The organism is Anaerotignum lactatifermentans, from assembly GCF_016902535.1.
Lineage (GTDB): Bacteria > Bacillota > Clostridia > Lachnospirales > Anaerotignaceae > Anaerotignum > Anaerotignum lactatifermentans_A.
In genome coordinates, this window is sequence record NZ_JACSNY010000026.1 from 1 (window position 1) to 14,813 (window position 14,813).

Sequence of the window (14,813 nt, forward strand, 5' to 3'; positions counted from 1 at the left end):
GTACAGGGGCGGGGGTGGGCTGAGCCTGCTGCTGTGCGCCCATCTGATAGAGGTTCTGGGCGTTCATGCCGCCCATCTGTCCAGCCATCCCCATGCCCATAAAAGCCATAGCGGGACCGGCATTGGGGTTGCTGGCCGCCGACTGCATCGCGCTTGCCTGTGCGCCAACCAAATGCGCCGCTGCCCTTGTAGGATCCATAAAGGCTGCGTTGCGCTGCAGTTCTTTAATCATCTGCTCGTCTTCCTCATTGGCCTTCACGCTGGAAACACCAAAAGACACAATTTCCATGCCTCGCAGATCACCCCATCTGGAAGAAAGCTGTTCATTGAGAGCTTCTGCCAGTTCCTGTGTATGTCCCGGCAGCGCGGAGTAACGGATACCCATTTCGGAAATCTTAGCAAATGCAGGCTGGAGTGCCGTCAGGAGTTCCGTCTTCATCTGTCCTGCGATCTGGTCTGTTTTGTAGTCCTCGTTGACATTGCCGCATACGTTGGTGTAGAACAGCAGCGGGTTTATCAGACGAATGCTGTATTCACCGAAGCATCGAATCCCGATGTCCAAATCAATACCCGCCCGCTGATCTACTACGCGGAATGGAACAGGAGAAGGGGTACCATACTTGTTTCCTACGATTTCCTTTGTATTAAAGTAATAAATCCTCTGGTCTTTTGGTGCTTCTCCACCAAATGTAAAACGCTTTCCGATATTCTGGAATACCTGACCGATGCTTTCACCAAGATCACCGGAAAAAACACTTGGTTCCGTAGACATATCATATATGTACTCACCGGCCTCAGCGCACACATCCACCACTTTGCCCTGCTCAACAATCAACATACATTGACCGTCTGCCACTGCAATGACAGAGCCGTTGGTAATGATATTATCATCACCTTTATAGTTGCTGGAGCGACCTGTGACTTTCTTTTTTCCTTTTACTGCCAACACATCCGCAGGAATCGCTTCACAATAGAAGAACTCTTTCCATTGATCCGCCATAACGCCACCGGCTGCACCAGCAATCGCTTTGATCAGTCCCATAGTATAATCTCCTCTCTTAATTGATTTCGTTTATATGTCAGATTTATTTTCCGTTTTTCTTTTCTTATTAGGGCATCAACCCAATCCTAAGAGGTTCCAAGTATCCGTGATGACATCATAGGAATATACGGTGCCATATGGAGATACTGCATAATAGAGTTCCCGAACAAAATAGTCGCTATGGTTTGTTCCCAGAGCGATTACGATACAGGTTTCTCCGCTGATGACTTCTATGTCACCATCGAAAAACATGGACATTCCCTGATTCAGATAGAACTGTACTTCTGTAAACCCTGAGAGAATCGTTGCCGCTTCTTCCTCCGTCATTTCCATATCGTATCCATCATCGTATTCTCCATAGATGTAAGGTTCCATTGCTGTGATCCGTCCCATGCTGTCTGTCTGGATGGTCCAGATGCCGCCGTTTACCAAGAGCTGCGGAGGCAGAGCATTCAGATCCAGCTGAGGAGCCGCCTGATAAGGCAGTGATTCATACCGGCCGATATTCACGCCACCTTCTACAACATCATCCACCCATACAGTCTTTGTCGTTGGATTCATTTTCCAGACTGCGCCATAGAATGTCTCGCCTTTTTTCACTGTTCCCTGAGGCTGCCAAATGGTAGCACGTTCCAGAACAGGACACGTATCGCTGAAGTGTGTGCTGAATGTGCTATCACCATTATTCATCTGCATCAGTTCCAGTACGATTTTTCCGTCACAAAGGGTTTTTCTGTAGATCAGGAAATCGGAGGTCGTCACGTATCCGCCAGCAACTGGAAACTGGATCTGTAGTAGATTCGGAACTGCTTCCAGCTGCATTTCCCAACGTTTCAGTTGATAGGAGCCATTTCTTTCCTGGTAGGTACCATTGGGATTTTTGATCCGTTCATGGACCTTACCATCTTTGGTAAAGCTGATCCACAGAGCCGGTTCAAAGGAAGCCGGCGGGCAATACTCCCACTGACCTTCTAATACCGCTTTCAGAGCGTTTTCATCTGCAAAGTCCAGAGGGTCTGCTGCATTCTGTACGCTGCCCAAAATTAACTGCGCTGCATTTTTATCTTTGTCCGAACTTCTTACCTGCTGATTCTGGCCTGTTGTTTTCCCCTGCGTCTGCATAGCAGAACATCCAGAAAGCGGAATTAGAATCGACATTGACACAATCAATCCACATATCCATCTGCTCATTTATACCCCCTCCTCCAATCGAGATAGCGTTCTTTTATATTTTTACCAAACACATCCTTCTAATAAAATGTTTCCGACACTTTCATATGTCAGGCCAAATCCGCTTTCATAGAAACGGCTCAAGGCGATAGTCCGTTATGTTTTGACATTCAGAAAACATCCGTGCTGATGCCATCTTAAAGAGATTGCAAACTGGCGGCAAGATAATCTAAAGACACATCATAAAAAACAAAATCGTCGATCTCTCCCCTCCTCTTTGCTTCGATTGCACAGTGAACAGCTTCTGTCTGTCCCTCCGGGCACATCAGCATAAGACGGCAATATGGCGTTACCTTCCGTAATCTTGCACACAGAGCCAAACAAGTGCCAATGTCATGCACACCATCCTCAGAAACTTCCAGAAGTGCTCCGGAAGCCAAATGCTCTCGGATTGCTACATCTGCTTTGGTGTAGTCTGGTTCAAAACACAGCTGCATATCATGAATCTGATGTATTTTTGTCATTAATCCTTGTGCTAATGAGGCCCGCCGCATGATTAAAACTACTGTTTTCAAATGCCCACCTCCTTGCATATCCTCTATTCTTAGTTTAATTTTAATGATTTTTTTAAAATCGCACCCTACCCATAGCGGGTAGTATTTTCTGGGAAAACAAAAACCATCGGTAAATACCGATGGTTTAAGACTTCATTTTTTAATATAGTGGATTGATCCATCCATTGGAGATCATGTAAAAAGCCAAATCTACAGCTTTAGAAAACCCAGTTTTTCCCAGCATATTCATCTTATGATATTTGACAGTATTTTCGCTGATAAATAATTCCCGGGCAATTTCCTTGTTCGTCATATGTTTGCACATCAACCTGAGCACTTCCATCTCACGATCTGTCAGAGGAGCTTCACCTTTAGGTACTGGAATCGTCTTTGGTTCCGGAAAACTACTGCCACCCGCCACCACTTCTCTCGCAACCTCCAGAAAATAATTCAGGCTTTTGCTTTTATAAACAAAACCATTGGCTCCAGCAGCCTTTGCTCGCGGGATATAAGTAATTTCATCAAAAGCGGTCATAACAATGATTTTTATTTCCGTGTTATCTTTACGAATAGCCTCCACTGCCTTCAACCCGGAAGCACCGCCTTCTGTGCATACATCCATCAGAACCATATCCGGATATAAACGTTTGCAAAAATCAAGGGCATAGTCAGCATTAGACACCTCGCCCACGATCTCAAATTCACCCGATGCCGTCAGAGCCGCAGTAAGAGATTCTCTCATAGATGCGTGATCTTCCACAATAAGAACTTTGATCATTTCTACACCCCTTTCTTTGGAACAAAGATTTGGATACTAAATCGAGGCACTGTATAAAGTTCCAGTGTACCGCCTACTCGGTGAATCCGGCGGCGCATCTCACTGATACCGCCCCCTTCCCGAATCGGTCCAACAGGAGGAATTCCATTGTCGGTTACAGTCATGCGCCAACAATCATTCTGGAAAAAATGAAACTGGATGCGAGTGGCATACCCGTGGCGCACAGCATTTGTGACACACTCCACAGCAATCTCTGCAAAGCTGTCTGCAACTTCCATATCATCCGGTAAATTTCCCTGAATTTCAACAGACACCTCCATACCCTGAAAGGTTTTCTTTAGCATTTCCAGACGATAATCGGGACTCGGCGTTCGATCCTCCCGGAGCATTGTAGGAAGATTGCGTACAAAATCCATCAGCAATGCTTCATTTGGCTGCTGATCATCCCGCAGAGCCCGCAGCAACAAACTAATACGCTGCCCCAAAAGATCATGTACCCTGCCCTTGCTTCGGGCAATTTCCTCCGCTTCGCAAATAGTCTGTAAATGCTCTATGGTATGACGCAGTTCCTGCCCGCGTTTTTCCAAAACCTTATTTTGATGGGCAAGAAGCGCCACCGCATCCCAGCGCTCCGTGACATCATCGGCAGTCAACAGAACCAATGTCCGGTGTTTCAGCGGAATATCGTGAGAAGATATGCTCCACACAGAAGCATCCGGAAGACGAAACACCTGCTGGTCCCCAAAAACTTCCCGCGAGCAACCATGAAGCAAAGAGCCGCCTTCCAAAAGCTGCTGAAACTCCCTTCCGTTCTGTAAAGACTGCCCTATCATCTGCTGAGCCAACTCATCCATTCGGTGATTGCATAAAAGAATATTGCCATCCTGGCGAAAAAACAACAACCCCGTGTGAAGGATATCAATCGTTTCTTTAATGGACACATATGAAATCTGGGTATGAATTTCCTGCCGCCGCATCAAACAGATATGTATACTGCGAACCAGAAAAAACAAGATACTCGTTAGGAAAAAGAAGGGGTATGCAAAGCCCGTAATCTTCTCTGTCATAGGCAACAGAACTGCCGACCCTCCGATAGCGAAAAAGGGCCAGATCATCTCCGTTCCTACCGCAGTGGCAATACACAGTGCCGCTGAAATCAGAAATGCCACCTGCCGAATCAGGTAATAGTCACTGGATTCCAGAAATCCACAGTACAACGCATATTTTACCTGAGCAAGAAGCGCTGCGAAAAGGAATAAAATTACCAAAATCACACACTCCATCCCATTTTCCACCATACGCACCCATCCAGTACGCAAACGCCGGAAACTATAGGAAATCGCACCTGTTTGCAGCACAATACACAAAGCGATCAGCATTACCAATGTTGTCAGCATCCATTGGGGTAAACCGTAAAACTTAGCCACAGCTTTCGCCTCCTATCGGTAAAGTCATGCAGATCCCCACGGCGTCATCCAGATCCTTACAGACGATTTGTCCGCCTGATACAGATACCGCTGCCATAAGTTCTTCTGAGAAACACCATTGTTCTGGATCGCTGCCTGGAAGAAAACGAAATAACAGTCTGTCATCCTCCAGTTCCAGATAGCCCATCAATGGGGAGGCATTCGTTCTCAATGCCCAAGATATACTCTCAAAGGCAAAATCATAGCAAATTGTGGCACTGCGAATTTCTAAAGCACCATTTTGTCCACAGCGGATCAGCATTTTCAGCCCCGCATAACGGGCCAGCTCCGTTAACTCATCCAAATAAATGCTCAGTTCCTCTCCTAGGAGTGACTCTCCCTGACGCGCCAAGAAAAACAGATTGCATCGACGTTTAATATGGCACAAACACAATGTAATATAAGCAGTCAGATCCCTCTGATATTCTGCTTCCGGTAGTCTTTCGATCAGATGTGCCAGTTTTGTGATGCGGCGTTCCATATCACGATCCAGATGTTCAAATAAATTTCGATTTACTTCCGCTGTCAGCAGGCGTTTTTTGACCTCTTCCTCCTCTCGCAGCAGAGCATTGGCTGCCTCCAGACGAGTCTGCACACTCTGGATTTCCTGCCGAACTCGATTAAGCGTAGAAAGATTTTCCTGCCACACTGCCATACCACCATGAATCTTAACGGCCCGAAGCTGTGTATCATTATCCCGCAGCAGCGGATGTTCCATATCCGTAACTAATCTTTTCCAGATAGAATATGAAACAGGGGGCGCTCCACGAGAGCAAAGAACCGTATGTCCATCCTCATCCAGCAAGGTCAGTCCAATGGGCGCGGATACAAACAACTTCCGATATCGCATGTTAATTGGGATCATTCCTGTACGGAGCACTGCTTCAAAAAACAAAACAGAAATAATACAGATACAGACCGTCAGATCACTTTCCCACACCAGAGGCACTCGATAAATGTAAGCAATCACATAAGCAAACAAGCCTCCACAGAACAATAACGGAAATATTTTACTACCCCAGTGGGCGCTCATTCGCCCTTTATAAACCAATCTGCCAAGAGCCAATACCAAAAACAAAAGTGAAACAACGGTAATCATCCAATATCCTAAGCCATAACGATAGTCATTGTTCCAGTTTCCTTTAGGATCAAAAACAAATACCATATGGTGCAAGTCATTAGTCATTACCAACAATACAGAAAATACATAGATACCAAACGGCACCCATTGCAGACGCCGCAGTTTTATTTTCCCCTCTGGTCTGTCCAGAATTATCGTCAGATAGAACAGTGTAATTGGCAAAGCCAGCTGAAACACATAGTAGCCATACCAGCACATTCGGCACAGAACTCCACTCTGTGTCAGCTGATATTTGAAAAGACGCAGCAATAACCATCCTACCATGAGCAAGCTCATGGTACTGGCAATCCGGCTGATATCTCGCCGGATCATTCTGTGGGATACCGTCCCTTTCCACAACAATATGGCAGAAATAACCAATAAGGCGGATAAAATATGCTCTCTTAGGTCTGCTGTTGTATAAAGCCGCGTATGAAAAACCTGTCTACGCAGATCCCTGCTACTGTCTCCCGTAAGATTCAGAAACCAGTCATAGTCTTCATCCTTCAGCTTATGAGCCGCCTCATAATCCTGCGGAAATCCCTGTGGTCTGTCTCCACTGACCAGAGGTAACCCCGCAGCCAAAAGTGCTTCATCTAATCCTGACTCCAGTGTCAGAGGGACATCCGATAGTAACCCTATGCGGTAAGATAATGTTCCTTCCTCCGGCACAACGATTTCATAATTTCCTCCATTCCGATTCCACGCGGCTGCTTCGTAATCCAGACAAAGTAAAACCGGGGCATCTTGATCTTCAAGCACAAACCTTCCATCTTTGCAGAGTTCTTCCATAAAACCTAATGCATCCTGTTTTGTTGGATTTTCTTGGTTCAATCCATAAGATATGGCACCCATAACCAACATATTTCGGATAACAGAATAGCTTCCTACACCAACGGTATCCTGAATCCCCATAAGACTATTCCAACTAGTGACCTCGGCGTCTGTCTTTGAGCGATCCACAGCAATCACCACAGTGCATAAAACATGAGGATACCAGTATCGTCCAACACCACGGTTTATGGCCGGTATCGCCTGTACATCAAAACAAGCCACAGCATTTCCTTTTGCCACTTCTGCATAAAGAGTATCTTTAGGCTCTCTAATTGTATACTCAGAGAGGTATGTGTTCAATGTTCTGACATATTCTCCAGATCCCTCCACATCAGGGATCAAATATCTTTTAGCACTCACCGCCGTACATCCAGTGAATAACAGACATAATAGAAGAAAAAACGATAGCAATCGAATCCTCATGGTACCACCGGCTCCCCATATTCCTTCAACCGATCAGCACATTCTTTGCAAAGATCCATCTCATCACAGATAAGAAAACAGGAATCACAAACCAGCCGCCGACAGATAGGGCACTGGCTGAATCGTTCTCTAGCCTCTTTTCCCGCGGCCAGTTTAGCTCTTTCTTTTTCTCTCTGGTAAATTGCATCATATAACTCTTTCTTGTCCGAATAATCCGCCGCCTGCGCTGCTTTGGAGAACGGAACACTGCTGCTGTACCAAAACTCACCGCATACTTCACAACGAATAGCAAAACAGAAATATTGTGGTGTAGAGCAATCCTCAAGATAACTGGATAACAAATTTATCATATCGTATGCCTCCTTTCTTTTTTACCTTTCTTATCTTTACTTTAAGGAAAGAAAATAAAAGAATATATAGTCTTCTAGATACTTTTTTAAAAAAGTATCCATTGGATAATATAGAAAATGCACAAAAACCTTCAAAGTTTTTGTGCATTTTACTTAATCCATATAAGAATCAAAAAAGTTCTTCCAGCCTTCCACAACGTCGAAGCAGATCAATATAGAGCATCAGTTCATCCCTGGAGGCTACGCCCAATTTTTCATATATATTTCGATTATGTTTGCGTACTGTGCTCATACTGATAAAAGCAAGTTCTGGAATTTCCGCAATTTCATGACCATCAATATAATAACGTAGAATATTTCGTTCTGCTTCTGTAAGCAGCCCCTTCCGCTCTATAAACTGATCGAAAAGTTCCGCAATATTCGGTGGAAGTTCTCCCTGCTCTAATCGCTGGTTGCGCGCTCTGGCATTCAGAAACCCAGCCAGTTCATCCACTTCAGAGATGCCCGAAGATATCCCCTGCTCCAGCATTTCTTCCTGTTGGAAACGCTTCAGACTTTCAGTAATAGGGCGAACAAATCTTTGCGATAAAAAGAAAGAAAGCGCCAACAATATCAAAAGCAATCCCATAGCCGCAACAATCCATGTCTTCTGGATACCGGCAGTATATGCATCATAACTGTCTTGATGAATCAAAACCACAACAGCCCAGACGGTATCCTCTGTTTCGTTATTAGAAATAGGCATCGCCTGATGCAGTCCAATATATCGCTCGGTTCCCGTATCATATTCATTATAATATCGTCCCCTATGTATGGTAAGCGTCTCTTTTCCACTTAAGTAGGTACCTTTGGCACTGCCAACCAATCCGTCAGCCAACCGAAGACGATTATCCTGAATAGGCGCAAGTACAGTAACTGCTGAACCGAATTGTCCCTCTACCGTAGGATAGGAAAATTGGAAATACAGGGCGCTAATTTCTACGCCACAGACACCATACACAGTCCCATTGCCGCCTACAATCGGAACACACAGCAACATAGTGGATTCCCAAGTGTCCTTCAAATCGATCCGATGAGACCAGAAGTAACGTTCCGCAGGGCGGCTCAATGTAGCGTTCATTAATTCCCGGCAGCCCGGAATCTGATCGGTATCAAATTCCAAATTCCAGCGATTATGCAGTTCCAGATCCTTTTGCCATGCAATATCTGGAATACCACGAAAGTAAACCACAGTAGGTGTAACCGGGCTGCTTGCACTGAGATTAGAATAGCGCAGATGGATGCCACTTCTGGAGTGGTCCGCTATCTCCAATCCGGTGTTGGTAGTTGCGTCCAAAATTGCATATGCACCATTGCAGTTCGCTGTCTGGAGTGTTGCATTAATCAGGGGATACATAACTTCTTGCAGTTTCAGCAATCTCTTGGGATCATCATTAACCTCCTGCATTGAGATACCTTCCTTCACCAGTACCCCTTCGATCTCACGGCTCAGTTCTTTAGAAAGATTTAAACTCTGCGCAGTCAGATGATCCAGATGACTCTCCAGATTATCCTGCGTATTTTTCAGTTGGAGTTCCATCACCTCATGGAGCTGTTCATCATCCCATGAAAAAGCTCCGGCAATGGACAGAAGGAGAATCACTGCCATAAAAACCACAAGGATCATGGATACCCAGTAGAACATCAGTTTCCTCTGCATCCCCACACTCTGTTTTTTTACAAAGGCATTCAGAGCCCGAAACTCCCTTAGTTTGTTCAGCATGGCTTCTCCCCCTTTCCCATGTTATCGCTCCATGATACTCCGGAAGGTCTCGAAGCGTTCTATACTGATCTGCTCCAGTCCACTCTCTCCAGCATTCAAATAATCTTGGTGCCCCAGCGCAAGCTGCGCCCTCACATTTTCTTCCAATGTTGTTTCAAGACTTAAATAAGTTTCCAGCTGCGGCGGTTCATAAAATTTATAATTGGTCTGAGTATCCAAAAAAGCTTGATAGAGAGAGGCATATTTGCTACTTTCCAGTTCCTCAATGGCCTTTGGCAGCTCGTTTTCAAATGCAGCCTGTGTCACCGGCATATATCCCGTTCTGGTCACAAACTCTACATTGTGTTTCGGTTCCGTCAGCCATTTAAGGAAAGTCATAGCAGCCTGCTCTCGCTCCGGAGTAGAACGTACTGTACAAAATCCCGCGCCTCTCTGCATAACCATCTTTTCTCCATCCTCAAACACCGGACAAGGACGAGAAACAAAAGTAATATTCTCAGAAGTGTTATCCGGGTAAGTCACTACATCACTGTAATATAGAATACTGGCTGAAGAAGCTACGCTGACAATACTGTCGCCTGTGCGAAGAGATTCAGTGGCATATCCCCCTTTTAACCAGACACCGCCCTTAAGCGCAGCTCGCGCCAAAGGCTCCCAGGCTGTTTTAAAAGCAGGTCCAAAGGCAATCTTGCCTTCTTGGAAGAAATTCTCGCCAAGAGACTCCACTCCCACCTGAAAGTAGTTAAAATAGTAGTCATGAACAAACATAGACTTCCCATCTCCTGGAATATCCGGTGTCTGCGCATCGGTCCATTCTGTATAGACCTCCGCAGCCCTAAAAAGTCCCTCCCAAGTACTCAAATCCTCCATAGTGATACCGGTTGCTTGAGAAAATCGATCAAAGATTGTCTCATTGATAAACATAATCTCTGTGGATTTTGCCACGGGAAGGATAACCAAATGCCCATCTACCATTCCTTCCTCCACAAAACCCGGAATAAAGGCGGACAGTTCTTCCTCACTGAAATAATCCCGATAATCCACAAGAATGCTGTCATCCGGTAAAGCCATTACTGTCTTTGGATAGGAGATAAAAAGATCGGGCAGTTCTGATGCTCCAGGTTCTCCATTGGCCGCAGCCAGCACCAGTTCATGAATCGTATTGGTGTTAGACACTGAGGTTACCTGTACATTGATTTGCTTCTCTTTTCCTACAGTTTGATTAAACTCATCAATAAGATCATTGAGCGGAGAATCTGTCTGTCCACCATAGACATGCCAGACTGTAATAGTAGTTGGTGTTTCTTCTTTCTTTGATGTATTAGAACAAGCAGCACAAAGCAGTAACACAATTATCACGAAAAAAATATAACCTCTATTTCTCATATGCCCCTCCCCCGTATTTCTCATTCTCTCATAAAAAATCAGAAGTGCCGCAAACCGTCATTTCCATTTGATAAACATTATTTTTTTAGTATAGTATATTTTTTACTATTTTTCCCTACCCATAACGGGTAGTTTTTTGTTAATTATCATCCTTTCCCTTTTTCTATCTATTATTATAAAGGCTACAAATAAGCATTGCAAGATTTTAACGCCTGTTTGATTTTGCCAAAAGATATTTCAGAAACCACCCTCTATCTGTCTTTTCAAATAATGTGATATGATTGAAGCATATGGCAAGTGCCTTGAAACAAAATATGCTATCTCTAACAATTCCAATCTATGGAAGACTGCGATAAGAAATCGCTGGAGCGTTCAAGCAACTGTTACAATCATAAAATCAAAAGAAAGCCAAAGAGCCTGCCACTTTTTAAAATTGACAAGCCCTACTGGCTTCCGAAATCATTTTAAGTTATTGAGTTTATGAATCTATTTTCCTAGCCGAAATGGCGCTGCCGCAATAATCACATTTGCCGCTGGTGCCTGCACGCAGTTTTGTGGTTCCGTTGCATCTTTGACATACCACATTGACAAAGCTAGATCTGCTGCCTGACTTACCAGAAAGGATCACGCAAGGATCACCGCCCATCTGGAGCGTACAGTCACAAAACAGACCTTGCTGGAAAAGCCGTTCCAACTGGGAAAGTATTTTCTCCGCAGGCTTTCCCATTTGTCTGGAAAGTTCATCCATGGTAACGACTCCATCCGTGTCACACATAAAAATCAGGTTATATCGACGCACAAGACCTATTCTTCTGCCGTATCGCAGACCTGCCAGAAACATCAGCACAAAGGGCACTTCCATGATCACACTGGTCACAAGTCCGTCACGCAGAACCTGATTGTTTCCAAAAATCCCCTGCAGGATGCCAAAGAGAAAAAACAGAATCGGACCAACACTCAGGAATATCAGGATGCGTTCTTTGAAATAAAGCCCTTTCAGTGCCTCATTAGAAACATAAGTTCCGCTGCTCACAAGCTTACTCTTTGCTTTTGTCATTCCTGACACCTCCGGAACAGTAACTTTTTAACACCAAGCAGAGTAATGAGCAGACCGATGACAATGCCAAAAATCGAACCGGCTCTCACCGACCCTTCTGTTTCTTCCATAAAGTCATCCAGCGTCAGTGCACCTTCATAGATAGTGGACAGACTGATATTGGCATCTTGGGTCAGCGTATCTCCTTTTTGAATGCCCACTAATGTATACACCATGGGATCTTCTGGAGAAAAGGTTCTATAGCTGATTTTCTGTCTGCCAGCATCCCAGGGCTTGGAGGGTTCCCCAAGTGTTTCAGGGGTGTAATGTTTCGTTCTTTTTGATAATTCTTTGTCCTGTGAAACGGAATATTTCGCTTCTTTATCCTTGAAATGGAGATACCATCCTTCTTTCAGGTCATTTTCATTGTAATCTGTGAAAGTATCTGACAAAGAAACTTCCGTAAAGTAATTGTTGTCTACCTGAAAATCGCCGATGGTGGTTGGTGCCACCAGAATGGTTGTAATCTGTGTATCCGCATTGATACCATAGTATGGTGCTTCCCCGATGGGAATCACATCCTCCACCCAGTCCCAGGTGACATAATCATTCTTATCTCTTGGTCCAAGCGCCTCATACGTCCAGACAACTCTGCGGGCAGCGATACCGGGCAGTTCCACACCTGTCAGAGGGTCCTGCAGTTGTTGATCTGATTTCAGCGTTCCCGAAACGATTACCAGCTTTCCTTCATTTGCGGGGTCCAGCCTGCCATCTTCAACGGTCACGGCATCCTCAAACACTTTGACGGATTCCGGAGCAGAAACCAGTCCTTTCACGGCAAGAAAAACAGTAAAGATACCAATGACAGTCAGGATAAAACCAAATATTTTTCTCATAGTCATTCCTCCATTCTATTGCATTCTGTGTCAGAAGATTTTATTTTTCCCTGTTTTTCAAAGATTTGAAAAAACTCCTTCTTTCCAATGGAACAGCATCCGTATTTGTTTGGCGGGGCAGTCTGCCTACAAGAAAAGAAACAGAGAGAACAACAGAGCCATCTCAGGAGGGGGATTTATCCTTGATGGCATCAGTTGTCATCACAAACATCTCATGGGAAAATTGCAGGATTCTATTTGGACCAGCTATTCAGGCTTCTTTTTCTTATCCCCAATTTGATCCAATCCTTGGTATGTCAAAAAGAGTAACAGTTTCCTGAATTTCTCCCATTTTCAAGGATGAGAATCATTTTTTTTAATATAACATAGTCTGGGTTTTTCTTCCCTACCCGCTGTGGGTAGTCTACGCAAAATACAGCAGTCTCAGAAAATAAAGAAGAAATTGACTGTGGGGCAAAATCTATCGCTGTACCCTATGTATTTGTGGACTCCCATCATCGGAATCATGTGCAATGAAAAAACCCAGCTTTCGCTGGGCTTTTTGTGAAAATTTATTGTTTTTCGAAAGTAAGAATTTCAGTTCCTTCTTCCAGAACGATGGTTTTGCCGTCATAAGTAGTCGTGATATCTTCACCGTCTGCAGACAGAATCAGAGAATCACCATCCAGTTTCCAGGTACCACTAGCGCCTTCTTCACCTTCAGCCATGAGGAAACCCATATCCAGAACGAAGGTATTATCATCCTTCAGTTCAAGGGTCATTTCAACTTCCATGCCGAACAGTTCAGTCATTTCTTCTGCAGTCATTTCAATGCCCTCTGAGGACATCTTGGTCATTTTGTAAGTACCAGCAGCGCTTTCGCTGCCGCCACCACAGGCTGCCAAACCTAAAACCATCATCAGGGCCATCAGGAATGTCAATACTCTTTTCTGCATCTTCATGTTCATCTTCCTTTCTTTTCATTGATCGTTTTTACTTCAGAGACAACGCAGCTGTCATAACCATTTCAGTTATTACAATAGCTGTAATTAAAAATTGACGTAAAAATAGGAATTCCCTCTATAATATCCTTTATTTTCTTTGGAGATGAAAGGATTCTTCCTATTTACGGGAACGCGCTTTAAACTATGTCAAAGGTCGTTTCCAAAGCTTTTGGGCAAACTGCGGCATCTGCATACAGGTAATAAAATTAGGATACTTCCCATTTCAAAATAATCTCTGTCTGCGTCAGAGAGTCTGCAGACTTGCAACCAAAAACTCCAACAATACGTCATAAAACACAGAATCGTTGACCTCCTCCTTTCGTTTGATTCCAATTGCATGGTAAACCGCCTTTATCTGCTCCATAGGACAGCCAGGCAGAATGCTGGAAGCATCAAACATTTTGGCCATTATTTCCTGCATCAGCAGTATCTGATATATAGTCTACCGTACTGTTTTGCCTTCCTGCATTTTGGATATCTAGCTTTATTATAATGCCTTTTTTCCTCCCGTACCCTACCCGCTGTGGGTAGTCTTTTCCAGAAGATGGATTTCTTTGATTCCCCTAGCATAGAGAATTTTTCGGTTAACCTATCAGGACCACCGGCTTAGCCGGTGGTTTGCTCTGCCCCTAGAAGGGGCTTTTACCAGCATCGCTTGCAAGCACTTTGAAAGTCCGCCAAGCGCTCTACTTCTTCAACTGCCACCTTTAGCGGACTTTTTATTTGTTCTCTTTTACTTTTTCACCCGTAAACGGATCAACGTACTCGCTCAGACTTATTTGATCTGCCGTCCAATCTTTTTGGATCTATATTAAATAAGTGGACTCAATTTATAAACAGATGTACCATAATACTAGACACCAAAAGGAGGCATCTTTATGGCTAAAAAAATTATTATGATGAAGATTTCAAACGAACTCTTGTTGAGCTCTATCATAATGGCAAAACACAAGCTTCTCTGATCAAAGAGTATGGTGTTTCTCAAACTGCTCTTTCCAGATGGATCAAGCAAT

General features: G+C 44.2%; 12 protein-coding genes and 1 pseudogene. 1 reads left to right on the forward strand and 12 read right to left on the reverse strand.

The genetic code is table 11. The annotated features are described in order from the left end of the window. The 12 genes from H9X84_RS12240 to H9X84_RS12295 all read right to left on the reverse strand — a co-directional run. A partial coding sequence (locus tag H9X84_RS12240) for an SPFH domain-containing protein (protein WP_205142733.1) occupies positions 1-1,042 on the reverse strand: 1,042 nt, incomplete at its 3' end. 75 nt (positions 1,043-1,117) lie between these two features. Beyond that, entirely contained in the window at positions 1,118-2,233 is a 1,116-nt protein-coding gene (locus H9X84_RS12245) for a hypothetical protein (RefSeq protein WP_205134541.1), read from the reverse strand. 176 nt (positions 2,234-2,409) lie between these two features. Further along, entirely contained in the window at positions 2,410-2,787 is a 378-nt protein-coding gene (locus tag H9X84_RS12250; protein WP_205134542.1) for a hypothetical protein, read from the reverse strand. A 139-nt stretch (positions 2,788-2,926) separates the two neighbouring features. Next, a complete protein-coding gene (locus H9X84_RS12255) occupies positions 2,927-3,544 on the reverse strand; it encodes a response regulator transcription factor (protein WP_205134543.1) in 618 nt (205 codons plus the stop codon). A gap of 2 nt (positions 3,545-3,546) precedes the next feature. Beyond that, positions 3,547-4,971, reverse strand: a complete 1,425-nt coding sequence (locus tag H9X84_RS12260) for a sensor histidine kinase (protein WP_205134544.1) — start codon at positions 4,969-4,971, stop codon at positions 3,547-3,549. Then, positions 4,964-7,324, reverse strand: coding sequence for a histidine kinase N-terminal 7TM domain-containing protein (locus H9X84_RS13150; protein WP_205134545.1), 2,361 nt, complete (start codon positions 7,322-7,324; stop codon positions 4,964-4,966). Before H9X84_RS13150 ends, H9X84_RS12260 begins: the two co-directional genes overlap by 8 nt. Before the next feature lie 59 nt (positions 7,325-7,383). Continuing rightward, on the reverse strand, positions 7,384-7,737 hold the full coding sequence (locus tag H9X84_RS12270) for a hypothetical protein (RefSeq protein ID WP_205134546.1): 354 nt from the start codon (positions 7,735-7,737) through the stop codon (positions 7,384-7,386). Between the two features lie 169 nt (positions 7,738-7,906). Next, positions 7,907-9,499 (reverse strand): response regulator transcription factor, encoded by a 1,593-nt coding sequence (locus H9X84_RS12275; protein ID WP_205134547.1) that lies wholly within the window; start codon positions 9,497-9,499, stop codon positions 7,907-7,909. 21 nt (positions 9,500-9,520) lie between these two features. Next, positions 9,521-10,885 (reverse strand): ABC transporter substrate-binding protein, encoded by a 1,365-nt coding sequence (locus H9X84_RS12280; protein ID WP_205134548.1) that lies wholly within the window; start codon positions 10,883-10,885, stop codon positions 9,521-9,523. 478 nt (positions 10,886-11,363) lie between these two features. Further along, positions 11,364-11,942 carry a hypothetical protein gene (locus H9X84_RS12285; protein WP_205134549.1) on the reverse strand — a complete coding sequence of 193 codons (579 nt, stop codon included), beginning with the start codon at positions 11,940-11,942 and terminating at the stop codon, positions 11,364-11,366. After that, positions 11,939-12,817, reverse strand: coding sequence for a hypothetical protein (locus H9X84_RS12290; protein WP_205134550.1), 879 nt, complete (start codon positions 12,815-12,817; stop codon positions 11,939-11,941). Before H9X84_RS12290 ends, H9X84_RS12285 begins: the two co-directional genes overlap by 4 nt. Before the next feature lie 551 nt (positions 12,818-13,368). Next, positions 13,369-13,758, reverse strand: coding sequence for a lipocalin family protein (locus H9X84_RS12295; protein WP_205134551.1), 390 nt, complete (start codon positions 13,756-13,758; stop codon positions 13,369-13,371). A 961-nt stretch (positions 13,759-14,719) separates the two neighbouring features. Between H9X84_RS12295 and H9X84_RS12300 the strand changes: the two are divergent. Next, a pseudogene (locus H9X84_RS12300) lies at positions 14,720-14,813 on the forward strand (helix-turn-helix domain-containing protein); the annotation flags it as partial.

Coding starts and splice junctions, on each gene's coding strand:
- H9X84_RS12270 (WP_205134546.1), bottom strand. CDS start 7,737: ATGATAAATTTGTTATCCAGTTATCTTGAGGATTGCTCTACACCACAA.
- H9X84_RS12285 (WP_205134549.1), bottom strand. CDS start 11,942: ATGACAAAAGCAAAGAGTAAGCTTGTGAGCAGCGGAACTTATGTTTCT.
- H9X84_RS12275 (WP_205134547.1), bottom strand. CDS start 9,499: ATGCTGAACAAACTAAGGGAGTTTCGGGCTCTGAATGCCTTTGTAAAA.
- H9X84_RS12295 (WP_205134551.1), bottom strand. CDS start 13,758: ATGAAGATGCAGAAAAGAGTATTGACATTCCTGATGGCCCTGATGATG.
- H9X84_RS12290 (WP_205134550.1), bottom strand. CDS start 12,817: ATGAGAAAAATATTTGGTTTTATCCTGACTGTCATTGGTATCTTTACT.
- H9X84_RS12255 (WP_205134543.1), bottom strand. CDS start 3,544: ATGATCAAAGTTCTTATTGTGGAAGATCACGCATCTATGAGAGAATCT.
- H9X84_RS12280 (WP_205134548.1), bottom strand. CDS start 10,885: ATGAGAAATAGAGGTTATATTTTTTTCGTGATAATTGTGTTACTGCTT.
- H9X84_RS12245 (WP_205134541.1), bottom strand. CDS start 2,233: ATGAGCAGATGGATATGTGGATTGATTGTGTCAATGTCGATTCTAATT.